At 69.3% G+C, this 23,708-nt stretch carries 23 protein-coding genes; 9 read left to right on the top strand and 14 right to left on the bottom strand.

The genetic code is table 11. From position 1 onward, the window contains the following. On the top strand, positions 1–334 hold a 334-nt coding region (locus N4R40_RS09455), incomplete at its 5' end, for an AI-2E family transporter (RefSeq protein WP_261607113.1). Here N4R40_RS09455 and N4R40_RS09450 read toward each other — a convergent pair. The 13 genes from N4R40_RS09450 to N4R40_RS09390 form a co-directional block, all read right to left on the bottom strand. Further along, positions 327–665: an SHOCT domain-containing protein gene (locus N4R40_RS09450; RefSeq protein WP_261607112.1), complete on the bottom strand. Its 339-nt coding sequence runs from the start codon at positions 663–665 to the stop codon at positions 327–329. The genes N4R40_RS09455 and N4R40_RS09450 overlap by 8 nt on opposite strands. Before the next feature lie 4 nt (positions 666–669). Then, positions 670–1,110, bottom strand: coding sequence for a DUF6325 family protein (locus N4R40_RS09445; RefSeq protein ID WP_261607111.1), 441 nt, complete (start codon positions 1,108–1,110; stop codon positions 670–672). Between the two features lie 72 nt (positions 1,111–1,182). Then, positions 1,183–2,127 (bottom strand): NAD(P)/FAD-dependent oxidoreductase, encoded by a 945-nt coding sequence (locus N4R40_RS09440; RefSeq protein WP_261607110.1) that lies wholly within the window; start codon positions 2,125–2,127, stop codon positions 1,183–1,185. A 36-nt stretch (positions 2,128–2,163) separates the two neighbouring features. Then, positions 2,164–3,522, bottom strand: a complete 1,359-nt coding sequence (locus N4R40_RS09435; RefSeq protein ID WP_261607109.1) for an FAD-dependent oxidoreductase — start codon at positions 3,520–3,522, stop codon at positions 2,164–2,166. Positions 3,523–3,596: 74 nt separating this feature from the next. Then, on the bottom strand, positions 3,597–4,394 hold the full coding sequence (cobA, locus tag N4R40_RS09430) for a uroporphyrinogen-III C-methyltransferase (RefSeq protein ID WP_261607108.1): 798 nt from the start codon (positions 4,392–4,394) through the stop codon (positions 3,597–3,599). Beyond that, a complete protein-coding gene (locus N4R40_RS09425; RefSeq protein WP_261607107.1) occupies positions 4,391–5,296 on the bottom strand; it encodes an ABC transporter permease in 906 nt (301 codons plus the stop codon). Before N4R40_RS09425 ends, cobA (N4R40_RS09430) begins: the two co-directional genes overlap by 4 nt. After that, entirely contained in the window at positions 5,286–6,131 is an 846-nt protein-coding gene (locus N4R40_RS09420; protein ID WP_261607127.1) for an ABC transporter ATP-binding protein, read from the bottom strand. Before N4R40_RS09420 ends, N4R40_RS09425 begins: the two co-directional genes overlap by 11 nt. Beyond that, entirely contained in the window at positions 6,131–7,192 is a 1,062-nt protein-coding gene (locus N4R40_RS09415) for an ABC transporter substrate-binding protein (RefSeq protein WP_261607106.1), read from the bottom strand. Before N4R40_RS09415 ends, N4R40_RS09420 begins: the two co-directional genes overlap by 1 nt. A gap of 49 nt (positions 7,193–7,241) precedes the next feature. After that, the gene (locus tag N4R40_RS09410) at positions 7,242–8,567 is read right to left on the bottom strand and encodes a sulfate adenylyltransferase subunit 1 (protein WP_261607105.1); all 1,326 of its coding nucleotides are present in this window, start codon (positions 8,565–8,567) and stop codon (positions 7,242–7,244) included. Beyond that, entirely contained in the window at positions 8,567–9,475 is a 909-nt protein-coding gene (cysD, locus tag N4R40_RS09405; protein ID WP_261607104.1) for a sulfate adenylyltransferase subunit CysD, read from the bottom strand. The genes N4R40_RS09410 and cysD overlap by 1 nt, the downstream gene beginning before the upstream one ends. Further along, entirely contained in the window at positions 9,472–10,215 is a 744-nt protein-coding gene (locus tag N4R40_RS09400; protein ID WP_261607103.1) for a phosphoadenylyl-sulfate reductase, read from the bottom strand. Before N4R40_RS09400 ends, cysD begins: the two co-directional genes overlap by 4 nt. Next, a complete protein-coding gene (locus N4R40_RS09395; RefSeq protein WP_315902495.1) occupies positions 10,212–11,912 on the bottom strand; it encodes a nitrite/sulfite reductase in 1,701 nt (566 codons plus the stop codon). The genes N4R40_RS09400 and N4R40_RS09395 overlap by 4 nt, the downstream gene beginning before the upstream one ends. Positions 11,913–12,128: 216 nt before the next feature. Beyond that, a complete protein-coding gene (locus N4R40_RS09390; protein WP_261607102.1) occupies positions 12,129–12,719 on the bottom strand; it encodes a hypothetical protein in 591 nt (196 codons plus the stop codon). 120 nt (positions 12,720–12,839) lie between these two features. Here N4R40_RS09390 and N4R40_RS09385 point away from each other — a divergent pair, with 120 nt between their 5' ends. The 8 genes from N4R40_RS09385 to N4R40_RS09350 all read left to right on the top strand — a co-directional run bounded on the left by N4R40_RS09385 (position 12,840) and on the right by N4R40_RS09350 (position 22,592). After that, positions 12,840–14,036 (top strand): glycosyltransferase, encoded by a 1,197-nt coding sequence (locus N4R40_RS09385; protein WP_261607101.1) that lies wholly within the window; start codon positions 12,840–12,842, stop codon positions 14,034–14,036. Position 14,037: 1 nt separating this feature from the next. Beyond that, complete coding sequence (locus N4R40_RS09380) at positions 14,038–15,123, top strand: glycosyltransferase (protein ID WP_261607100.1); 1,086 nt, start codon at positions 14,038–14,040, stop codon at positions 15,121–15,123. Between the two features lie 216 nt (positions 15,124–15,339). Then, on the top strand, positions 15,340–16,308 hold the full coding sequence (locus N4R40_RS09375) for a GlxA family transcriptional regulator (RefSeq protein WP_261607099.1): 969 nt from the start codon (positions 15,340–15,342) through the stop codon (positions 16,306–16,308). Positions 16,309–16,572: 264 nt separating this feature from the next. Continuing rightward, the gene (nirB, locus tag N4R40_RS09370; RefSeq protein WP_407665859.1) at positions 16,573–19,146 is read left to right on the top strand and encodes a nitrite reductase large subunit NirB; all 2,574 of its coding nucleotides are present in this window, start codon (positions 16,573–16,575) and stop codon (positions 19,144–19,146) included. Then, on the top strand, positions 19,143–19,508 hold the full coding sequence (gene nirD, locus N4R40_RS09365; protein WP_261607098.1) for a nitrite reductase small subunit NirD: 366 nt from the start codon (positions 19,143–19,145) through the stop codon (positions 19,506–19,508). Before nirB ends, nirD begins: the two co-directional genes overlap by 4 nt. Before the next feature lie 2 nt (positions 19,509–19,510). Next, complete coding sequence (cobA, locus tag N4R40_RS09360) at positions 19,511–20,746, top strand: uroporphyrinogen-III C-methyltransferase (RefSeq protein ID WP_261607097.1); 1,236 nt, start codon at positions 19,511–19,513, stop codon at positions 20,744–20,746. Then, positions 20,734–21,873: a uroporphyrinogen-III synthase gene (locus tag N4R40_RS09355; protein WP_261607096.1), complete on the top strand. Its 1,140-nt coding sequence runs from the start codon at positions 20,734–20,736 to the stop codon at positions 21,871–21,873. Before cobA (N4R40_RS09360) ends, N4R40_RS09355 begins: the two co-directional genes overlap by 13 nt. Beyond that, positions 21,870–22,592 carry a sirohydrochlorin chelatase gene (locus N4R40_RS09350; RefSeq protein WP_261607095.1) on the top strand — a complete coding sequence of 241 codons (723 nt, stop codon included), beginning with the start codon at positions 21,870–21,872 and terminating at the stop codon, positions 22,590–22,592. The genes N4R40_RS09355 and N4R40_RS09350 overlap by 4 nt, the downstream gene beginning before the upstream one ends. Before the next feature lie 155 nt (positions 22,593–22,747). Here N4R40_RS09350 and N4R40_RS09345 read toward each other — a convergent pair whose 3' ends face one another. Beyond that, positions 22,748–23,653: a formate/nitrite transporter family protein gene (locus N4R40_RS09345; protein WP_261607094.1), complete on the bottom strand. Its 906-nt coding sequence runs from the start codon at positions 23,651–23,653 to the stop codon at positions 22,748–22,750. Between the last annotated feature and the right edge of the window lie 55 nt (positions 23,654–23,708).

The following is a 23,708-nucleotide window of genomic DNA, read 5'->3' as shown; positions in this document are numbered from 1 at the left end:
AGTCCTGAGACATCACACCGCGTTGCTCGCCCTCGCCGTCGGCGGATGGCCGCTCATGCTCGCCGTCATCGCGGTCTACTGCGTCGTCAACGTCACGCTCCAGGTCATGATCCAACCGAAATTCGTCAGCGACGCCGTGGACCTCAGCCTGACGCTGAGCTTCTTCTCGGTGATCTTCTGGACGTTCGTCATCGGCCCGCTGGGGGCCATCTTGTCGATCCCGCTGACGCTTCTCGTGCGCGCTCTCGTGCTCGAAGGTGACCCGCAGGCATGGTGGTTGCGCTGGCTGTCGGGCGACGGCCACGCGCGTCCGCCCGCGCCGAGAATCAGCTGAGCAGCTTGGCCTTCGCCGCGGCGAATTCTGCGTCGTCGAGGATGCCGGCATCCTTCAGCGCGGCCAGCTTCTGCAGCTCGGCGACGATGTCGACACCCGCTGCCGGTGCGGGCGCAGCAGCAGCGACAGGGGCCACGTATTGCTGCGCGGCAACGGCCTGAGCGGCGGCGGCATCGATCTGCGCCTGCTGCTGCGCGGCCTGGAACTGTGCCTGCTGGTCTGCGGCTTGACGCTGCGCGTGGGCACGGTTGCCCATCGCGTTGGCGGTGCCAGTGATGACGGCGGTGCGAGCGGCGAGGCCGATCAACCCGGGGCGTCCTCCTCTTCTCATGGGCCTACTCTCCTTCGGTGTCGTCGAGTTCGACGATGGCGTTGACGATGGCTGCGGGAATGCGCTCGACGCTGAGAACCTCGGCACCCGAGGCGGCGACGCTCGCCGCGAGGCGAGCAGCCCAGGCCAGCTCGAGCGCGACGACGGCGGCGGACTGTCCGGGCTCGATCAGTTCGGCGAAGGCCTCGATGTCCTCTTGGCCGGTGACGCCGATCGCGCCGAACTCGATGTCCTCGAAACCGTACTCTTCGACGTGGTCCTCGATTTCGATCGAGGTGACGGCACCGTCCTCGTCCTTGTGGACGATCACGAAGTCGAGGAGGCGCACAGCTCCCGAGGCGATCAGCTCATGGAGCGAATCGACGACGGCCGGCGCCGGGCGGTCGCCGTCGAGGCTCACGAGGTAGAGCTCAACGGGTCCGAATCTGAAGTCGGTCACGGGCATCCCTTTCGTCACTCTTGAGTCTGGCCCCTGGGAGTGGGCTCTGGATAGAGCGAGTGCGCGTGTGTCGGCTGCTCAGTGCGCGGTGCTCACGCCGACGATGTCGTGGATGAGCACCGCCGCCGCGCGCGCGCCTTGGCCGGCGGCGACAATGAGCTGTTGCGGCCCGGGAGCCACGGCATCGCCCGCGCCGTACAGCCCCGCGATCGTGGTCCGGCCGGACCTGTCGACGAGGAGATGGCCATCGCTGTCGCGGTGGACGTCGAGCCCGATGAGGAAATCGAGGGCGGGTTCCCAGTGCGGTCGCACGAATCCGCCGGAGATGGCGATGTGCGTGCCGTCCGTGAGGCGGATGCCGCTGATCTGGCCGCGATCTCCATCGAGGTCGGCGATGCGGCGCCGTTCGACGACGATTCCGGATGCCGCGAGTTCGGCCTCTTCGACGGTGTCGACGACATCGGCGCCGTCCGTGAAAACAGTGAGGTCGTCGGTCCAGCGCGCGATGAGGCGCGCGCGTGCAGGGAGGTCGGGTGTCTCCCCGATCAGGGCGAGCGGACGATCCCGCAGCTCCCACGCGTCGCACGCGGCGCAGCTGAACAGGCTCATACCGTAGAAGGCGCGCAGGTTCGGGACCGCCGGCAGCGTCTCGCGCAGACCTGTCGCGATGAGCACCGAGCGCGCGGAGACCACGCGCGGCTCCCGAGAGCGCGCTGACTGCAGCGTCGCGGTGAAGCGCGTGGTGTCCGCGGCATCCACCGGCGTGAGCGTCGTGACGTTCGTGCGGTCGAGAACCTGCACGTTCGGGTACGCCTCGAGTTCGGCACGGGCGAGCTTGCGCAGCTCGATCGGCGAGATGCCGTCGCGCGTGAGGAAGCCGTGCGAGCGCAGGGTCGCGGCATTGCGGGGTCGTCCGGTGTCGACCACGAGGACCGATGCCCGGGCGCGAGCGAGGTTGAGTGCGGCCGAAAGCCCCGCCGGGCCGCCGCCGATGATCAGCACATCGACCGACGTGTCAGCCACGTGGCGCCGTCCCGCCGAGGGACGCGATGGCGTCCCTCATGACAGCGTGAGGCTGGCGGCGCGTGAGATCTCGACCTGCTCATCACGCGCCACGACCTTGACCCGCTCGCGGACGTGCTGGTGTGCGGAGCCCAGGGCGCGCTCGTGCGCGTCGAGGGTGAGCCAGCCATCCCATGTCGTGTACGCGACGTCGCGCTCGTCGAGAAGGCCCACGACGTCGTCGTCGATCGCGCGCGGAGGGAGCACGCCGGCGCTCGCATCGGCGACGAGGTGGGCGATCGTCTCCATGGCATCCGACTTGGTATGGCCGATCAGGCCCACCGGGCCGCGCTTGATCCAGCCGGTCGCGTACAGGCCGGGCACGTCGACGACGCGTCCCTGGATGTTCGGAATCACTCCGCGCGCGTCGTCGAACGGCGCGTCGACAACGGGCGTGCCGAAATACCCGACGGCGCGGTAGACGGCCTGCACGGGAATGTCGCGCATCTCACCGGTGCCGCGCACGACACCGTCGGCGCCGAGCGCCGTGCGCTCGAAGCGCAGAGCCTCGACCCGGTCGTCGCCGAGGACGGCGACCGGCGCGTGCCAGAAGTGCAGGTGCAGCCGACGGCTCGCGCCGCTGAGCCCGCGGGTGCGCCACGCCTGGAAAGTCCGCAGAATCACCTTGAGCTGGTTGCTGGAGCCCGCGGCGAGTTCGAGAGCCTCGAAGTCTTCGTCGGCGAGCACGATGTCGACACCCGGCACCTCTCCCAGTTCGCGCAACTCGATCGGGGTGAACTTGACGTCGAGCGGGCCCCGCCGGCCGAACACGTGCACGTCGGTCACGGCGGAGGCCTCGAGCCCGGCGAGGACGTTGTCGGGCACCTCGGTCGATCGCAGGTCGACGGCGTGCTTCGCGAGCACGCGTGCCACGTCGAGGGCGACGTTGCCGTTGCCGATCACGGCGACCTCCGCGGCCTCGAGCGGCCACTCGCGCGGCACGTCGGGGTGTCCGTCGAACCACGCGACGAAGTCGGCGGCACCGTACGAGCCCGGCAGATCGATGCCCGGGATGTCGAGTGCGGCGTCCCGGATCGCGCCCGTCGCGAGGATGACGGCGTCGTAGCGCTCCTGCAGATCGTCGATCGCGATGTCACGACCGACCTCGACGTTGCCGAGGAAGCGGATGGCGCCGGCATCCAACATCTCGTGCAGCGACGTGACGATGCCCTTGATGCGGGGGTGATCGGGCGCGACGCCGTAGCGGATAAGGCCGTAGGGCGCGGGAAGCGAGTCGAACAGGTCGATCTCGACCTCCCCACCGGTGTCGCGGACAGCGTTGGTGAGGATGTTGCCCGCGTAGATACCGGCGGGTCCAGCGCCGACGATCGCGACGCGCAGGTTCAGAGAAGTCACAGAGGTGTCTTTCGGTGTGAGTGGTTCGAGGGTCACGTGTGGTCGCTTCGGCGTGCCGGATGCGGCCACATCTGTCACGTGGACAGGCGGGTGACCAGGCGAGCGGTGTGCTGTTCTGACGCATCCCGCGCCGAGGCGGCGAGTTCGGCCGGAGAGAAGGGGCTGAGACGCACGACGTCGCCGACGATGACGACGGCGGGGGAGCGGATGCCGCGCGCGGCCGCCTGTGCCGCGATCGTGCCGAGGGTGCCCACTGTGACCCGCTGCCGTGGGCCGAAGCCGTCTTCGACGATCGCGACCGGGCAGTCCGCACCGCGATCACCGCGGGCGAGGGTGACGGCGGAGTGTGCGAGCGTGCCGACGCCCATGAGGAGCACGACCGTGTGGTCGCGTCCTCCGCCGAGCGCCACGATCTGGTCGTGGCCGGTGACGACGGTGAAGGCCGTCGCAAGCCCGCGGTGTGTCAGGGGGATGCCGGCAAGAGCGGGCACGGAGATCGCGCTCGTGATGCCCGGAACGACGACGACCTCGATGCCTGCCTCTCGGCAGAACGCGAGTTCTTCCCCACCGCGGCCGAAGACGTAAGGGTCGCCGCCCTTGAGGCGCACGACATTCTTGCCCTCGCGGGCGAGGTGCACGAGGAGCGCGTTGATGCCGTCCTGCGGCACGGCGTGATGACCGGGCAGCTTGCCGACGTCGATGACCTCGGCGCGGAGTGCGACGCCATCGGCCGCGAGGCCGTCGAGCACCGCGCGCGCACCGAGCCGATCGGCGACGATTACGTCGGCCCGCTCGAGCGCGCGCAACCCGCGCACGGTCAGGAGTCCCGCGTCGCCGGGGCCGGCGCCCACCAGCCAGACCTGACCCGTCATCGCGCACCTCCGGAGAGAAGGAGTCCGCGGCGCCGCAGCATCCGTCGCTCCAGCGGACCGAAGAAGAGGAGTTCGATCAAGATCCCGATGAAGAGGATCACCAGGATCGTCCCGAGGACGCCCGCCAGATCCGCGAGTTCACGGCTCTGATCGAGCATCGAACCGAGGCCGAACCCGATCGTCCCACCGGTCGCGATGATCTCCGCCGCCATGAGCGAGCGCCATGAGAACGCCCACCCCTGCTTGAGGCCGGCGAGATATCCCGGAAGAGCAGCGGGCAGAATGACCGACGTCGCCAACTGCCGCCGGCTCGCGCCCAGCACGGTGCCCACCCGGCGCAGCTGCGGCGGTACCTGCTGGACGCCGGCGATCAGTCCGTTGACGATCGAGGGGATCGCGCCCATCAGAATCACGAAGTAGACCGTCGCGTCCGAAAGGCCGAACCAGAGGATCGCCGCGGGAACCCAGGCGACCGAGGGCAGAACCTGCAGGCCCGAAATGATGGGCCCGACGGCACGGCGAATCGGGCGCACTTCGGCGAGCAGCAATCCGATGGGTGTGCCGACGACGATCGCGATAACGAACCCGACGATCCCCCGCTCGAGGCTCGTGGTGACGGCGAGCTGGAGCCGACCGGCATCCCACGCATCACCCAGCGCGCCGGCCACGGCGAGAGGCGACGGAAGCCGGTCCGGGCGCGGCTCAGCGATCACGACGTAGAGCTGCCACGCGACGAGCAAGAGGGCCACGAACGCGACGGGCAGCAGCACGCTGGCGAGCATGTCCCGGCCGCGCCCACCCGGGCGCTCGGCGTCGGTCTGCAGGCGATCGAGGCCCGCTTCGAGGCTGCGGAGGTCTTCGGAGGTCGACGGCCGACCCGCGACAACAGTGTCATGCGGCATTGCGACGGATCTCCTTGCGCAATTGATCGGTGATCTCCACCGACAGCGCGGCGACCTCGGGCGACTCGATGCGACGCCCGGTGGTCTTGGTGATGCGCCACTCCTGCACGATGCGGCCGGGGCGGCTCCCCATCAACACAACGCGCTGCCCGAGGCGGGCGGCTTCGCGCACGTTGTGGGTGACGAAGACGATCGTGCGACCGGTCGTGCGCCACACACGCTCGAGCTCTTCGTGGGCCAGGTCGCGGGTGATCGCATCCAACGCCGCGAACGGCTCGTCCATCAGCAGCACCGGCCGATCCTGAGCCAGCGCGCGCGCGAGCGCCACGCGCTGGCGCATGCCGCCCGAGAGCTCGTGCGGACGCTTGTCGGCGGCATCCGCCAAATTCACGGAATCGAGCAGAACGAGCGCCTTCTCGTGGCGCTCGCGACGCGGGACCCCGCGCAGACGCAGGGCGAGCTCGACGTTGCGTCGCGCGGTGAGCCAGGGCATGAGAGCGGATTCTTGGAACATGACCGCCGACCCCTCGCCGGGCGTCTCGATCTGACCCGACGACGGCCTGTCGAGACCGGCGATGAGGTTCAGCAGTGTCGACTTGCCGCAGCCCGATGCGCCGAGCAGGCAGACGAACTCGCCCGGCGCGATGTCGAGACTGACGTCGTCGAGGACAACGGGGCCGGTTCCGAACTGCTTCGACACGCGGTCGATACGCACGGCCGAGGCCGGAGCGGACGTCGGCACCGCGACGGGTGCGACGCTGTCGAAACTCGGACCGAGCAGGTTCGGCACGCGCGCAGGCACCGCGTCGGTGCGTGCTTCGCGAGACGGCAACATCACGGTGAATCCTCTCCGAGCCCGGCGGCCGACACGGCGGACTCTCCGGATGCCTCGAGCAGCGTGTTGAGGAGTCGCAGGTCGAACAACCCCTCGATCGATCCCTCTTTCTGTGTTCCGGCCTCGAGACCGTTCGCGACCAGGGTTTCGAACGTGTCGGCGTGCGGATCGACCGAGAACGTCACGTGCTCGAGCGCGCGGATGATGACCGCATCGTCGAGGCGTTTGCCGGTCTCGTCTTCCAGCGCGTTGTTGATGACCGTCGGCGTCTCATCGGGGTGCTCCTCGATCCACTGCACCGCGGCGATGTGGCCCGCGAGCAGATCTTCGACGACGTCCGGATGCGCGTCGAGGAACTCGGCCCGCACGAGCAGCACCGTGGTGGGAAACTCTCCGTCTGCCCAGAGATCCGCTTCGTCGACCAGCACGTGCGCCCCCGCGTCGAGAACCAGACGCGACACCCAGGGCTCGGGGAGCCAGGCACCGTCCACGTTGCCGTCTTGGAAGAGCGTGAGGGTCTGGGCGTTGTCGGTCGGGGTGATGTTCACGTCACCGCCGCCCGTCGTGTCGGTTGCGAATCCCTGCGCGGCAAGCCAGGCGCGCAAGGCCACATCCTGCGTGTTGCCCAGCTGGGGGGTCGCGATCGTCGTTCCCTCGAGGTCGGCGGGCGAGTCGATGCCCTCGTGGACGACGAGCGCTGCGCCCCCCGTCGCGGCGCCGGCGACGATGCGGGCCGAGACGCCGCCCGACTGGATGTACGTATTGATCGAGGGGTTCGGACCGATGTAGGTCGCATCGATCGCACCTGCGGTCAGCGCCTCGATCGCGGCGGGCCCGGCATTGAAGACCTGGGTGGTCACATCGACATCGCCGAGGGCATCGTCGAACAGATCCTCTTCGAGACCGATCAACGCCGGCGCATGGGTGACGTTGGCGAAGTAGCCGAGACGCAGCTCGGTGACTTCTTCGGCCGTGTTCGCTGCGGCGGAGGTGCAACCCGCCATCATGCATGCCACGAGTCCCAGGGTGGTGATCGTCGTCGCGGTGCGGATGTTGTTCACGGTGTCGCCTCCTTCAGCGGGTCGTGCGTGTGAGTGGATGCGCGACGGGTCAGTCGCGCGCGATGCCGGCGGCGAGAGTCGCGCCGTCGGCCGGATGGATCACGAGGAACGAGCCCCCGGCACGGTTGTCCCGGTAGGACTCGAGGGGGAGGACCGCGGCCAGGCGCAGCCGGACACGACCGATGTCGTTCACCGCGAGCGCCTCGGCGGGCTCGTGCGCGAGCGTGTCGAGGTCGTAGCGCGATTCGATCTGTGTGACGACCGCCTGGACGGTCGCGGTACCGTGCTTGACGAGCACGCGGGCGCCCTCGACGAGCGTGCGTGCATCGAGCTGGAAGAGCTCAGCGTCGATCTCGCGTCGGGCACCGGGAAGGGTGTCGGTCGCTGCGATCACACTGCCGCGCGCGACGTCGATGTCGCCCGCGAGTTCGAGTGCCACCGATTGCGGCGCGGTAGCGCGATCGACGTCGACCCCGGCGACCGAGATGCCGGACACGATCGTACGGATGCCCGAGGGGAAGACCTGCACCTCGTCTCCGATGCGCACCGAACCCGACGCGATGCGCCCGGCGGCGGCACGGTAGTCACGCAAACCCTCCGCCTCGCCGGCAGCGATCTCGGGCGACAGGCCGCCCTGGGGGCGAAGGACCAGCTGCACCGGAAGCCGGAAGTCGCCCGGGGCTGACGCGAGCTCTTCCTGACCGGGGAGCGTCTCGAGCAGTTCGAGCAGCGCGGGCCCGTCGTACCAGGGCGTGTGGGCCGATCGGTCGACGATGTTGTCACCCTCGAGGGCCGACACCGGAATGACATGCACGTCATCGATGCCGAGCTCGGCGGTCACGCGATCAACCTGTGCCGCGACCTCGTCGAACGCGGAGTGCGCGTAGCCGAGCAGATCGATCTTGTTCACCGCCACGATGACGTGCGGAACGCGGAGCAGCGCGATGACGGCGAGGTGGCGCCGGGTCTGTTCGAGCACACCCTTGCGGCCGTCGATCAAGACGATCACGGCGTCGGCGGTTGTGGCGCCGGTCACCATATTGCGCGTGTACTGCACGTGCCCCGGGCAGTCGGCGAGGATGAAGCTGCGATTGCCGGTCGAGAAGTAGCGATAGGCGACGTCGATAGTGATGCCCTGCTCCCGCTCTGCGCGCAGGCCGTCGGTCAGCAGGGCGAAGTCGAATGCCCCGTGCGCGAAGCCGCGCTCGGCCGACGTGCGGGCGACCTGTTCGAGCTGGTCGGCGAGGATCGCCTTCGAATCGTGCAGCAGTCGCCCGACGAGGGTCGACTTGCCGTCGTCGACCGACCCGGCCGTCGCGAAGCGGAACAGGGTCGAGGTGTCGAGCGCCGTGCGGACGGCTTCGGTCGTGGACATCAGAAGTACCCGTCCTTCTTGCGATCTTCCATGGCGGCCTCCGAGATGCGGTCATCGGCCCGCGTAGCGCCGCGTTCGGTCAGGGTGGACACCGCGATCTCCGCGACGATCGCGGCGAGGTCGGCGGCGTCCGATTCGACGGCGCCCGTGCAGCTCATGTCGCCGACCGTGCGGTAGCGCACGAGGCGACGTTCGGTTTTTTCGTCGGGCCGGGCCGGCGACGACTCACCCACCGCGCGCCACATGCCATCACGCGCATATACCTCGCGTTCGTGCGCGAAGTAGAGCGGGGGCAACGGGATTCCCTCGCGCTCGATGTAGCGCCAGACGTCGAGCTCGGTCCAGTTCGAGATCGGGAAGGCCCGCACGTGTTGGCCGGGCGTGTGGCGCCCGTTGTAGAGGCTCCACAGCTCGGGGCGCTGGTTGCGGGGATCCCACTGCCCGAACTCGTCGCGCAGCGAGATGATGCGCTCTTTGGCCCGCGCCTTGTCTTCATCGCGGCGGGCGCCCCCGAAGACCGCGTCGTGCCTCCCGGCCGCGATCGCCTCGAGAAGCGGCAGCGTCTGCAGCGGATTGCGCGTGCCGTCGGCGCGCTCGTGCAGACGACCGTCGTCGATGTAGTCCTGTACGCGGGCGACCTCGAGCCGGATTCCGAGCCGCGCGACGGTCTCGTCGCGGAAGGCGAGCACCTCGGGGAAGTTGTGACCCGTGTCGACGTGCAGGACGGGGAACGGCACACGTCCCGGGAAGAACGCCTTCGTCGCGAGATGCAGCACCACGACCGAGTCTTTGCCGCCCGAGAAGAGCAGGACGGGGCGCTCGAACTCGGCGACCACCTCGCGGATGATGTGGATTGCTTCGGCCTCGAGCAGGTCGAGGGTATCGAGGCGTGACGTGACGGTGGTCATGAGTGCAACCCGCATTCGGTCTTGGAGAGCCCGGCCCAGCGCCCGGAGCGCGGGTCCTCGCCGGGAGCGACGGCCTTCGTGCACGGCGCGCACCCGATCGAGGGATATCCGTTACTGACGAGGAGGTTCACGGGCACCTGGTGCAGGCCCGCGTAGTCGAGCAGGTCGTCGAACGTCCAGGCGGCGACCGGGTTGACCTTCACGAGGCCATTGCGCTCGTCCCACGTGACAAGCGGGGTGTTCGCGCGCGTCGGCGCTTCTTCGCGGCGCACACCGGTGATCCACACTTCGTAGCCACCCAACGCCTCTCGGAGCGGGGCGACCTTGCGGCGCGCGCAGCACAGTCCCGGGTCGCGTTCGTACAGGCGGGCGCCGAAGGACGCATCCTGTTCGGCGACGGTCTGGTCGGGCAGCACATCGACGATCCGCACATCGAGAGCGGTGTCCACCGCATCGCGCGTGATCCGCGTCTCGGCGAAGTGATAGCCCGTGTCGAGGAACAGCACGTCGACCCCGGGCAGTCGCTCCGCGACGAGGTGCGGGAGCGCCGCATCGGCCATCGAGCACGCGACGGCCGCGGCTTCCGCGCCGAAATGACGCGCGACCCACGCGACCACGTCGGCGGGGGATGCTTCATGATCGGTCATCGACCCAAGCTCGATGTTGCCGGCTTCGGCGAGCGCGCGCAGGTCGTCGTGCGAGCGCGTGACCGTGATCCGCGGCGAGAGAGAGACGCTCATACGAGGGCCTCCTCGTCGGCGCGGTGCGCCCACTCGGCGAACGATTCGTCGGATGCCGCATCGCGGTCCTGCAGGAATCTCCGCACGACCCGCTCGGTGTAATCGGCGATGCCGTCGGCCGGGACTTTGAGCCCGCGCACCGTCCGCCCGAGTTCTGGTTCTTCGCGGTGAGGGTCCGCGAGCCCTCCGCCCAGGTGCACCTGATAGCCGGGTACCTGCTCTCCGTCGATCGTGACGAGCTGGCCCTTGAGGCCGATGTCGGCGGTCTGGATGCGCGCGCACGAGTTCGGGCATCCGTTCACGTGCAGCGAGATCGGATGCGGCAGATCGATGCCCGCGAGACGCTCCTCGAGAGCGAGGACCGCATCCGTCGCGTAGGCCTTCGTCTCGACGATCGCGAGCTTGCAGAACTCGATCCCGGTGCACGCGATCGTGCCACGTCGGATGAGGCTCGGCCGCGCCGAAAGCCCGAGGTCGTCGAGCCCGGCGATGAGCGACTCGATCCGGTCTTCGGGGATGTCGAGGATCACGAGTTTCTGATGCGGGGTCGTCCGCAGGCGCGACGAGCCGTGGGCCTCGATCAGGTCGGCCAACCTCGCGAGATTCGGGCCGGAGACACGACCGACGATCGGGGTGACGCCGATGTAGAAGCGGCCGTCCTTCTGGCGGTGGACGCCGACGTGATCGCCCTGCGTGAGGGGTTTCGGTGCGGGGGGCCCATCGGGCAACGCGTAGCCGAGGTACTCGTCCTGCAGTACCTGCCGGAACTTCTCGGTCCCCCACTCGGCGAGCAGGAACTTCAAACGCGCCTTGTTGCGCAGCCGCCGGTACCCGTAGTCGCGGAAGATCTGCGCGACGCCGTGCCACGTGTCGGTGACACGTTCGGGCGAGACGAATGCGCCCAGGCGCTCGCCGAGTCGGGGCGCCGTCGACAGCCCTCCGCCGACCCAGAGGTCATACCCGATGCCGAGCTCGGGGTGGTCGACAGCGACGAAGGCAACGTCATTGATCTCGTGCACGACGTCGTGGCTCGGGTGCCCCGTGATCGCGGACTTGAACTTGCGGGGCAGGTTCGCGAGGGTCTCGTCCCCGATGAATCGTGCCGTGATCTCGTCGATCTGCGGAGTGGGGTCGATGAGCTCGTCGGCTGCGATACCCGCGACGGGGGAGCCGAGCACGACCCGCGGTACGTCCCCGCAGGCCTCGGTCGTGCCGAGGCCGACCGCCTCGAGGCGGCGCCAGATCTCGGGCATCGACTCGACCTCGACCCAGTGCAGCTGGATGTTCTGTCGGTCCGTCAGATCGGCGGTGTCTCGACCGAACTCCATCGAGATGCCGGCGATGACCCGCAACTGCTCGGTCGTGAGCTGGCCGCCATCGATGCGCACGCGCAGCATGAAGTACTCGTCTTCGAGTTCATGCGGCTCGAGCGTCGCGGTGCGGCCGCCGTCGATCCCGGGCTTGCGCTGCGTGTACAGGCCCCACACGCGGAACCGTCCGTGCAGATCCGTCGGGTCGATCGAGGCGAATCCGCCTTTCGAGTAGGTGTTCTCGATGCGATCCCGCACGCTCAGACCGTCATCGACCTGCTTCCACTCTTCGTTGCCGTTGAGGGGGGCCTTGCCGTCGATCTTCCACTGCCCGTTCGGCCGCGACGAGGCGCGCGGGGCGCGCGCGCGAGCCCCTTCGGTCGCGATGCGCGCGGCACGTGAGGCCGCCGCATCCTGGACGGCAGGGCCGGCCTTCGCGTCGTTGATCGTCACATCGCCTCCTGAGGGATCCCGTTATCCCGGGTGTGGGCGGTGGTCTGCCCATCCGAGAGGTTAGGTGTGCCCTCCGTGCTCGATGGAGTGCGATGTCAAGGGGCGTCACGCGGCGTCACGTGACGTCATCTTGTTGACGCGGCGCGCGCGTCAGGCGGGATCGATCCGCAGCACGGCCGATTCGCCCACCGTGAGGTCGTCGGTCAGCCGCAACGAGCGGGCGAGATCGTCGACAGCGCCGATCACGGTGCCGAAGCGCTCGCGGTCGGCGCACACGGCCGTCAGGGTGATGAGGTGCGTGCCGGTGTCCCACGTGTAGGTCGCGAACGGGGGAGTCGTGGCGGATGCCGGCAGTGCCATGACCAGCTTCTCGCCGACCCCCAGATAGGTGCCGCGGAAGGTCTCGGTGTCGTCGTACTCGATCGGCATCATCGCGCGCGCCGTGCGCAGCTGCGCCGTGAGCTCCTGGATCTGTGCCATGACGACCAGCAGATCGGGCTCGCTCTTCCAGACCCAGACGAGCACACGGCCGGCGGCCTTGCGCATCAGCCACGGTGCGGCCTGACTCACCGCCCACGCAGTGACCCCGCCACCCGGACGCCCGGCCGCGCCGAGCGCTCCGCCGGCCTGGGTCAGCAGCATCCGGATCGCCTGCTTCCGGGCCCGGCGCCCCCGGAAGCCGAAGGACTCGGTCACCGGCACCCAGCGAGTCGGGTCTGCATCTGCGTGAAGTCGCGCCATGACTTCAGGCTACGTGCCGCGCGGGTGCTCCCGGGGGTGCGGAGGGTGCTCGGCTAGACTCGCATCGGTGTTTCCGCGATCCGCGGTGCGCCACCGCCGCACAGATTGGCCCCGTACCCCGTGACCGGATCCGCGACGCACGACCCCGCCCGGGGAACGCTCACGATCGTCATCGCCGCCGATACTTTTGCCCCCGACGTCAACGGGGCCGCGCGCTTCGCCGAGCGGCTCGCGGCGGGACTCGCCGGTCGTGGCCACGACGTGCACGTCCTCACTCCCGGCCTTTCGCTGCGCAATCACGGCGTCTTCCGCGAGGTCATCGAGGGCCAGGAGATCACCGTCCACCGGCCGCCGGGGTGGCGCTGGTTCCCCCACGACTGGTTGCGTTTCGCGTGGCCCTGGCGCGCGAAGCACTACTCGCGACGGCTTCTGGACGAGGTTCCCGCGGACGTCGTGCACAGCCAGTCGCACATCGTCCTCGGGCGCGCGCTCACGCGCGTCGCGCATCAGCGCGGCATCCCGGTGATCGCGACCAATCACGTCATGGCCGAGAACGTCCTCGACTTCACGACCCTGCCGCCCCTGCTCGACAAGCTCGTGCTCAAGCTCGCCTGGGATGACGCGAAGCGCACGTTCGACATGTCGCGCGCGGTGACGACTCCGACGCGCAAGGCTGCGGAGTTCCTCGAGGCGACGATCGACATCACGGGTGTCATCCCCATCAGCTGCGGCATCGACAAGCGCAACTACACCCCCGATTTCAGCGAGCGCGATCACTACCGCGTGCTGTTCGTCGGACGCCTGACGACCGAGAAGCACGTCGAGGTCACACTCGAGGCGATCGCGAAGCTCGTCACCGACATCCCGAACATCACCTTCGACATCGTCGGTGGCGGCGACCAGCGCCGCAACCTCGAGCAGACCGCGCAGCGGCTGGGCCTGTCGGACCGGATCGTCTTCCACGGGCGGGTCGAGGAGGATCAGCTGCGCGCGTCGTACGCGCAGGCCGACGTGTTCGCCATCGCGTCGATCGCCGAGCTGCAGTCGATCGCGACGATGGAAGCCATGGCCTCGGGCCTGCCGGTGGTCGGCGCGAACGCCGTCGCCCTTCCGCACCTCATCCATGACGGCGAGAACGGCTATCTGTTCGAACCGGGAAACGTCGATGATCTCGCCGACAAGCTTCGTCGCGTCCTGACCGCCGACCCGGTGGAGTACCGACGGATGCAGCAGGCGTCGCTGGATGGCGTGGAGATCCACGACATCGAGAAGACCCTGGACACCTTCGAGAAGCTGTACCGGGGCGAGCCGCTCTGAGATGCGCCTGTTCTTCGATGCGCGCTACATCCGCGTGGATTTCCACGATGGGATCAGTCGGTACTCCACCGAGCTCGCCGCTGCGGTCGCCGCCGCGGCGGCGGACCGCGGCATCGAGGTCACGTACCTGATCTTCGATGAGCGCCAGCGTGCGTTTCTCCCGGCCGGCGCCGAGGTCCTCGTGATCGGGGATCCGACCGCGATCATCGAGCCGCTGGCGGCGCTCGGGCTCAACAAGCAGCATCCGGATGCCGTGTTCTCGCCGATGCAGACGATCGGTTCACTCGGGCGGCGTTTCCGGCTCATCCTCACCCTCCACGACACGATCTACTACCGGCATCGCACGCCGCCGAAGGATCTGCCCTGGTATGTGCGCGCGGGGTGGCGCCTCTTCCACCTGTCGTACGTTCCGCAGCGGCTGACACTGAACGCCGCCGACATCGTCGCGACGGTCAGCGAGACCTCCGCGGCCGAGTTCGCGCGCGTGCGGTTGACGAAGCGACCCGTTGTCGTGATCCCGAACGCGCCGCAGCGCCTGGCGGATTTCGGGGTGACGGTGGTGCCCGGCGCGGAGAACCTCGTCTACATGGGCTCATTCATGCCCTACAAGAACGTCGAGACGCTCATTCGGGCGATCGGGATGCTTCCCGGTCGCACGCTGCATCTGCTGTCTCGGATCTCCGATGCCCGTCGCGCCGAGCTGGAGGCGCTCATCGAGCCTGCCGGTGGACGCGTCGTGTTCCACGGCGGGGTGACCGACGCCGAGTACGCGGCGCTGCTGGCCGACCGCGCCGTGCTGGTGTCGGCATCCCTCGACGAGGGGTACGGGCTGCCGGTCGCCGAGGCGATCGAGCTCGGCGTGCCCGCCGTCATCACCGACATGCCGATCTTCCGGGAGGTCGCCGGCGGCGGGGCGCTGTACGCGCCCGGCACGGATGCCGCCGCTTTCGCCGACGCCGTCCGCACGCTCGACGACCCCGCCGCTGTGGTCGCCGTGGTCGCCGCCGGCCGCGCCCACATCGCCCGGTTCTCCTGGGCGCGCTCGGCCGGCATCCTCCTGGACGCTGTGACGTCCCTCCGCCCCTGACCCCCGCTCTCTCGAGGCGTCAGCGTCAGGGCAGGCGGGAAGGGTCGGTGGGGATGCGGCGGTAGCCGTCGACGCGGAGCGCGCGGACCGTGGCGACCGTACCGACGGTGGAGAGGGCGATGAGGAGGAGCAAGACGGTGAGCATGGCGGAAACGCTACGCTCGCGCTGTGACTGCCACTAGTGGCAGGACTGCGTATGAGGGTAGGATTCCTGCCATGCACACTGTCGCCTGCATCGTCCAGCCCGGTTTCGCGCCGTTCGAGTTCGGTCTTGCGTGCGAAGCCTTCGGTCTCGATCGTCGTGACGACGGAGTGCCGCTCTTCGACTTCCGCATCGTGACGCCGGATCCGGGCGTCGTCCCGGCGAACATCGGCTTCTCGATCAACGTCGATGCCAGCCTCGACTTCGCCGATGAGGCCGACCTGGTCGTCGTCGCGCCGATCCCGCGCGAGTCGTGGGCACACGTCGACGAGCGGGTGATCGGCGTCATCCAGCGCGCCGTCGCGCGCGGGGCCTGGGTGCTCACCGTCTGCAGCGGTTCGTTCGTCGTCGCGGCCTCCGGAGTTCTCGACGGCCGCCGGGCGACCACGCACTGGCGCTACGCCGCCACGATGGCGCGGATGTATCCGCAGATCGATGTCGACCCCGATGTCCTCTACGTCCACGACGGGCGCATCATCACGAGTGCCGGCACGGCAGCCGGGCTCGACGCGTGCCTGTACCTCCTCCGCCTCGAACTCGGGGCGGAGCTGACCAACAAGATCGCCCGGCGCATGGTCGTCCCGCCGCAGCGCGACGGCGGCCAGGCGCAGTTCATCGCCCGTCCGCTGCCCGAATCGACGTCGTTGTCGCTGTCGCCCGTCACCGATTGGATGCTGGAGAACCTCCGGCTCGATCTCCCCGTCGATCAGCTCGCCGCACGGGCGCACATGTCACCGCGCACGTTCGCGCGTCGGTTCAAAGCAGATCACGGGACGACCCCGGCCGCCTGGCTCGCGCGCCAGCGGCTCATTCAGGCCCAGCGTCTGTTGGAGCAGACCGAACTCGGGCTCGATGCCATCGCCTACGAGTGCGGCTTCGGGTCGGCGGCGGTCCTGCGGCAGAACTTCTCGCGCACGCTCGGCACGACCCCGACCGCCTACCGTGCCCGGTTCAGCTGCACGCCCACCGCCCTGGCATCCTGACCGCCTGCCCCACCGCCGCGCGCGAGCGCGCCGGTTCTTCGCGAGTGCACTGGTTGCGCGCGGCGCACGTCCGGCGCTCTCGGCAGGAACCCGCGCACTCGGCAACGGGAGGGGCGCGGCCTCACACTGCTCTCGGGGGTTTGTGAGGAAGACGTTCCCGCGGGGTAACGCAGGGCCGGGTGCGGTGAAACACGAGGCCCCTAGCGTCGAAGATCACCCCACTCGCGTCCGGGTGGGTCGGTGGATCGCCCCAGGAGGACTCCCGTGAGCGCACAGAACCCGCAGCGAATCGTCGTCGTCGGCGCCGGCATGGTCGGCCACCGTTTCGTCGAGAGTCTCCTCAGCCGCGAAGACCTGCCCGTCCGGGTGACCGTGGTCGGCGACGAGGGCCGGCTACCGTACGACCGCGTCGGGCTCACCGGATACCTCACCGGGCGCGACGCCGATGACCTCACGCTCGACCCGGCGGCGCTCGCCGACGAGCGCGTCGACTTCCTTCCGGCCGACCCGGTCGCCGTGATCGACCGGTCGCGGCGCCGCGTGCGGCTGGCGAGCGGCCGGTTCCTCGACTACGACCGGCTGGTGTTGGCCACCGGCTCGTATGCGGCCCGGTTGGCCCTCGACGGCTTCGACCTGCCGGGATGCTTCGTCTACCGCACGATCGACGATCTCGAGCAACTCCGCACGTTCGTCGAACGGCGTCGGGAGCAACTCGGACGCCCCCTGCGCGGCGTCGTCGTCGGCGGTGGCTTGCTGGGTCTCGAGGCCGCCGAGGCGCTCGGCGGCCTCGATGTGACGCCGACGGTCGTCCAATCCAGCGATCGGCTGATGTCGGCGCAGCTCGATTCCGGTGCGGGCGGCATCCTTCGTCGCCTGATCGAAGCGCGCGGGATCGGCGTGCGCACCGAAACCGTGACGACCCGGCTCGACCCGGACCGGACGGGGCAGGTTTCGCACATCGCTTTCCGCGACGGCAGTGACGCCGACGTCGATGTGGCCGTCTTCACCGTCGGGGTACGTCCCCGCGATGAGCTCGCCCGCGACGCCCAACTCGACTGCCATCCGCGCGGTGGTGTCGTCATCGACGAGACATGCCGGACCAGCGATCCGGCCATTCTCGCGATCGGTGAAGTCGCGAACTTCGATGGCATGGCGGTGGGCCTCGTCGCCCCTGGCTACGCCATGGCGGAGGTCGCCGCGTCGCGCCTGTCCGGAGGCGACGCGACGTTCCCCGGCTTCGATCTGTCGGCCAAGCTCAAGTTCTCCGGCATCGACGTCGCCAGCTTCGGCGACGCGATGGCCACGACACCGGGGGCGCTCGACGTCGTCTATGCGGACCCGACCGCCGGTGTCTACAAGAAGCTCGTACTCTCCGACGATGCCAAGACGCTGCTCGGCGGCATCCTGGTGGGCGACGCCGCCGCCTACGGCTCGTTGCGCCCCCTGGTCGGTGGGGCCCTGGGCGCGGACCCGGCCGTGTACCTCGCGCCCGAGGTCTCGGGTAGCGCGCCGATGGCGGAGCTGCCCGATGAGGCCGTCGTCTGCTCCTGCTCGAGTGTGACCGCCGGCCGCATCCGCCGCGCGGTCCACGACGAGGGCTGCGCGGATGCTGCTGCCGTCAAGGCGTGCACGAAGGCCGGCGCGACGTGCGGTTCGTGCACCGTCATGGTGAAGAAGCTCGTCGGGCAGGAACTCGCCAAGTCCGGCCAGGTGGTCTCGAACGCGCTGTGCGAGCACTTCGACCTCTCGCGTCGGCAGCTCTTCGATGCCGTGCGGGTCTCGGAGCTCACGACTTTCTCGGCCGTCATCGAGCGATTCGGGAGCGGTCGCGGCTGCGACATCTGCAAGCCGACGCTCGCGAGCATCCTGTCGACGCTCGTCGGCGGCCACGTCCTCGACGGCGAGAACGCGACGCTGCAGGACACGAACGACCATGTCATGGCCAACATCCAACGCGACGGCACTTACTCCGTGGTCCCGCGCATGGCGGGTGGCGAGGTGACGCCCGAGGGGCTGATCGTCATCGGCGAGATCGCCCGCGACTACGCGCTCTATACGAAGATCACCGGCGGGCAGCGCATCGACATGTTCGGTGCGCGCCTCGAGCAGTTGCCCGAGATCTGGCAACGACTCGTGGATGCCGGCTTCGAATCCGGCCAGGCCTACGGCAAGTCGCTGCGCACCGTGAAGTCGTGCGTCGGATCGACCTGGTGCCGATACGGCGTGCTCGATTCGGTGGGCATGGCCGTCCGGCTCGAACTGCGCTATCGCGGGCTCCGTGCACCGCACAAGCTGAAGCTCGGGGTATCGGGATGTGCGCGGGAGTGTGCCGAGGCCCGCGGGAAGGATGCCGGGGTCATCGCGACCGAGAACGGCTGGAACCTCTATGTCGGCGGCAACGGCGGCTTCACCCCGCGGCACGCCGAGCTCCTGGCCGAAGGCCTCGACGACGATCAGCTGATCCAGGCGATCGACCGGTTCTTCCTCTACTACATCCGCACCGCGGACCGGTTGCAGCGGACGGCGCCGTGGATGCAGGAGCTGGAGGGTGGCTTGGACGAGCTTCGCGCCGTCATCTTCGAGGACAGCCTCGGGATCTGCGCCGATCTCGACGCGGCGATGGCGCGGCATGTGGACGCCTACGAAGACGAATGGGCGGCGACCCTGGCCGACCCCGCGAAGCTCGCCCGCTTCCACTCCTTCGTCAACGCGCCGGACACTCCCGACCCGTCGCTCGGCTACGTCGCCGAACGCGGCCAGGTGCGCCCCGCGAGTGCGGAAGAGCGGCGCGCGGGTGTCGTCCCGATCGCGGGAACGACCCTGGCGGTGCGGCGATGACCGCCGTGGCGGCCGGATCGCGCACGCACATCTGGATTCGGCTGTGCGCCGTCTCGGACCTCGAGGTCGAGCGCGGCCGGGCAGCCCTGATCGGTTCGACGCAGATCGCACTCTTCCTGTTGCGCGACGGTGCACTGCATGCCGTATCGAACCTCGACCCGTACAGTGGGGCGAACGTGATCTCTCGAGGGATCGTCGGCACTCGGGCCGATGCGCCGACGATCGCCTCGCCCATGTACAAGCATGTGTTCGACCTGCGGACCGGCATCTGCCTGGATCCGCAGGGCAAGGAACCCGCGCACCTGCGGGTCTGGCCCGTCGCACGGCGCGGCGAGGACCTCTGCATCCGGTGGGAGGAGTGACGATGACGACGATGATCGGTGTGTCCCTGGCGGGGCGCGAGGTGCTGGTGGTCGGTGGCGGCGCCGTCACCGCACGTCGGATGCGGCGACTGCTCGACGATGGCGCGTACGTTCGCGTCGTCGCTCCGGAGCTGTGCGCCGAGGTGCGTGAGCTGGTGCGGCGCAGTGACGTCGCATGGACCCCGCGGCGCTTCCGTCGTGGGGACCTGGCCGGCGCATGGATGGTGCACACGGCGACCGGCGACGCGCGCGTCGACCTTGCCGTCGCCGCCGCCTGCGAGCGTCGTCACGTGTTCTGCATCAACGCATCCAGCGCGGGACACGGAACGGCCCGGCTCACGGCGCAGACGTCGTCCGGTGATGTGCTGGTCGGCGTCGTGTCGGATGCCGGTGTCGACCCGCGCAGATCCGTCCGCGTGCGTGACGCCATCGACCGCCTCCTGACCGATGGACGGTTGCCGCTGCGCCGCCGTCGCACGACGGGGGTCGGCCGTGTCGACCTCGTCGGCGGCGGTCCCGGAGCCGTCGATCTGCTCACGGTGCGTGGGAGGCGCCTCATCGCGGAAGCCGACGTCCTCATCGCCGATCGACTCGGGCCCACGGCACAGCTCCTCGAGGAACTCGATCCCGACACGATTGTCATCGACGTGGGCAAGCAACCCGGACACCACCCCGTCCCGCAGGAGGAGATCAACGCGCTCCTGGTCGAGCACGCCCGCGCGGGCCGCCGTGTCGTCCGGCTCAAGGGCGGCGACCCGTTCGTCTTCGGACGCGGCGGTGAAGAAGTACTCGCGTGTGTCGCGGCCGGTGTCCCCGTGGATGTCGTCCCCGGGGTCTCGAGTGCGATCTCGGTGCCGCAGGCTGCCGGCATCCCCGTGACGCACCGTCAGACCGCCTCGGCCGTGCACATCGTCAACGGCCAAGCCGCGCTCACGTCGTCGACGCGTGCGGCGCTCGCCGACCCCGACGTGACGGTCGTCGTGCTGATGGGGGTTGCGGCGCTGCCCCGACTCGTCGCCGCCGCTCTCGCCGACGGCGCGGATGCCGAGCGTCCGGTCGCGATCGTCGAGAGCGGACATACGCCGCAGCAGCGCACGACCCACACGACACTGGCCACCGCACTCACCGACGCGCAGCGCGCCGGCGTCCGCAACCCCGCTGTGATCGTCGTGGGCGATGTCGCCCGTGCCGGGTTCCTCCTGCCCCACCCCGAGCGGACCCTCGAATGGGCGGGGTGATCGGGACACCTCCGCTCTCGGAGAGCCTGCGAGGCTGCACGATCATGATCGCCGTCGATCGCCGGGCCGGCGAACTGACGGCCGCGCTCGAGCGCCACGGTGCGCTCGTTCAGCAAGCCCCGGCCCTCACGATCGTGCCGCACATCGATGACGAAGCCCTCTGGGAACGCACGCGTGAGTTGATCGCCTCCCCGCCGGAGATCGTCGTGGTCACCACGGGTGTCGGGTTCCGCGGGTGGATCGATGCGGCCGACGAAGCGGGCCTGGCCGAAGAGCTCACGGCGGCGCTCGCCGGGGCGCGGTTCGTCGCGCGCGGCCCGAAAGCCCGCGGCGCGATCCAGCAGGCGGGGTTCACCGCCGATTGGGTGGCCGAGTCCGAGACGGCCGCGGAGCTCGGCGAGTATCTGATCGCGCAGGGAATCGAGCGGACGCGGATCGCCGTGCAGCACCACGGATCGGGCGCCGACGGCCTCGACGAGCTGTTCGTCGCGCACGGAGCGGACGTCGTCAGCCTCACCGTCTATCGCTGGGGTCCGCCTCCCGACCCCGAGACGGTTCAGCGTTCGGTCGCGCAGACCGCCGACGGCGACGTCGACGCGGTGCTGTTCACCTCGGCGCCTGGCGCCGCGCAATGGCTGGCCGAGGCGGAAGCCGCCGGTTGCCTGCCGGAAATCCGTCGGCGCGCGGTCGGCGGTCGCCTCGTGATGGCCGCCGTCGGACCCATCACGGCCGGGCCACTCGTGAGCGCGGACATCCCGGTGCTGATGGCCGAGCGAGGGCGTCTCGGATCCCTCGTGCGCGGCGTCGTCACCCATTTCGGCGGAGGTTCCGCGCCGTCGCTCGCTACGAGCGCCGGGGTTCTGCAGTTGCGCAGCGGCGGGGCGATCATCGACGGACACTTCATCGCCCTGTCCCGCACGGCTGTTCGCCTCCTGGGCGTGCTGTTCGATGCGCGCGGCGATGTGGTGCCCCGCGTCCAGCTGCTGGAGGTCTTGCCGCGGACAGGCGGGGGCGATCACGCCGTCGAAATGGCCGTCGCGCGCGTCCGTGAGGCTCTCGGCGTCTCCGGTGTCATCAAGACGGTCATCAAGCGCGGCTACCGACTCGACGTGGACTCGGTCGCATGAGCGAGATCAATCCGACCGTGCTGATCGCGTGCTCCCACGGGACCCGCTTCGCGGAGGGGCGTGCCGTCGTCTCCGCCCTCGTCGATCACGTCGCCCAGCTGCTGCCGGAAACCGTGGTGCAGCCCGCGTTCGTGGATGTGGAAGAGCCCGCCGTCGCCGATGTCGCCGCCGCGGTGCCCGCCGATCAGCGCGCGGTCATCGTCCCGCTCTTGCTGTCGCGCGGTTTCCACACCGGTGTCGACATCGCCCGAGCCGCCAAGCCCTATGAGCACGTGCACGCCGCGCAGCCGCTCGGGCCGCATCCGCTGCTGGCCGATGTGCTCGTCTCGCGCCTCACCGAGGTGGGGGAGATTGACTCGCTCGGTACGCATATCGTGCTCGCGGCCTCAGGTTCGTCGAACCCCGTCGCCGCGACCGATGTCGAGGCACTCGCCGAGATGCTGCGTGCGCGACTGACCGTGCCGCTCACCGTCGGCTATGCGGCCGGATCCACTCCGCTCATCGCCGACGCGGTGGCCGCGGCGCGTGCCGCCGGGGCCACGCGGGTGATCGCCGCCAGCTACGTCTTGGCCCCCGGGCACTTCGCCAACCTCGTCGCCGCGAGCGGTGCGGATGCGGTGAGCGCGCCGCTGGCGGTGACCCCCGGCGGCGGAGTCGAGCGCCGGGTGTCCCGCGTCGTCGTGGATCGCTTCCGCGAGGCGCTGGCCGCGGCCTCCTGACTTACAAGCGACTTCTCGCGGCTGGGACGTCGTGGGTGGCCGAGTTGCATGACCCGTGGTGCGAATGTGACCTCGTGGGGCTGGTGCGGCGGTTTTCGTCGTCCCACACATACGAATGCGGCCCCACCCGAAGGTGAGGCCGCATTCGATTGTGATCAGACGCTGACGGGAACCGGTGCCGGCTCTTCGTCCGCGGCGACGACCGAGGCCGGGCTCGGCGCGGCCGGACGCCGCGACGAGCCGCCGCGCATCGTCGGGATGCGTGCCGGAGCGGTGCGCCCGTGCGTGATGTACAGGGTGAGTCCGACGAACGTGAGACCGCCGACGAGGTTGCCGATGACGGTGGGGATCTCGTTCCAGAGCAGGTAATCCCACAGAGTGAAGTCGGCGCCGAGGAGCAGGCCCGAGGGGAACAGGAACATGTTGACGATCGAGTGCTCGAAGCCCATGTAGAAGAAGAGCATGATCGGCATCCACATGCCGACGACCTTGCCGACCAGGCTGTCGCTCATCATCGCCATGACGACGCCGGTGGAGACCATCCAGTTGCAGAGGACGGCGCGGACGAAGAGCGTCAGCATGCCGCCGAGGCCGTGATCGGCATAGCCGACGGTACGGCCGTGGCCGATCTCGCCGATGGCAAGTCCGACAGCGCTCGGCTCACTCGTGAAGCCGTACGTGAAGTAGATGGCCATGAGGACGGCGACGAGGAATGCGCCGATGAAGTTGCCGAGGAAGACGAGCCCCCAGTTGCGGAGGACCCCGCCCGTGCTCGCTCCGGGGCGCTTGTCGAGCCAGGCGAGCGGCGCCAGCGTGAACACCCCCGTCAGCAGGTCGAAGCCCATGAGGTAGAGCATCACGAACCCGACCGGGAACAGGATGGCGCCCAGCAGCGGTTGGCCGGTCTGCACCGACACGGTGATGGCGAATGCTGCCGCCAAAGCGAGGATCGCGCCGCCCATGATGGCGCGGATGAGGGTGTCGCGGGTGGACATGAGGATCTTGCCGGCACCGGCATCCACCATGCGGGTGACCAGTTCGGCGGGTTTCACGTAGGACATTGGGACCTCCGGGGAAGCATGGGGGCGGGTGAGTGTGTCCCCAGCATGGAGCCGA

This window comes from Microbacterium memoriense, assembly GCF_025398275.1.
GTDB lineage: Bacteria > Actinomycetota > Actinomycetes > Actinomycetales > Microbacteriaceae > Microbacterium > Microbacterium memoriense.
This window is presented reverse-complemented; position numbering and strand designations above follow the sequence as displayed.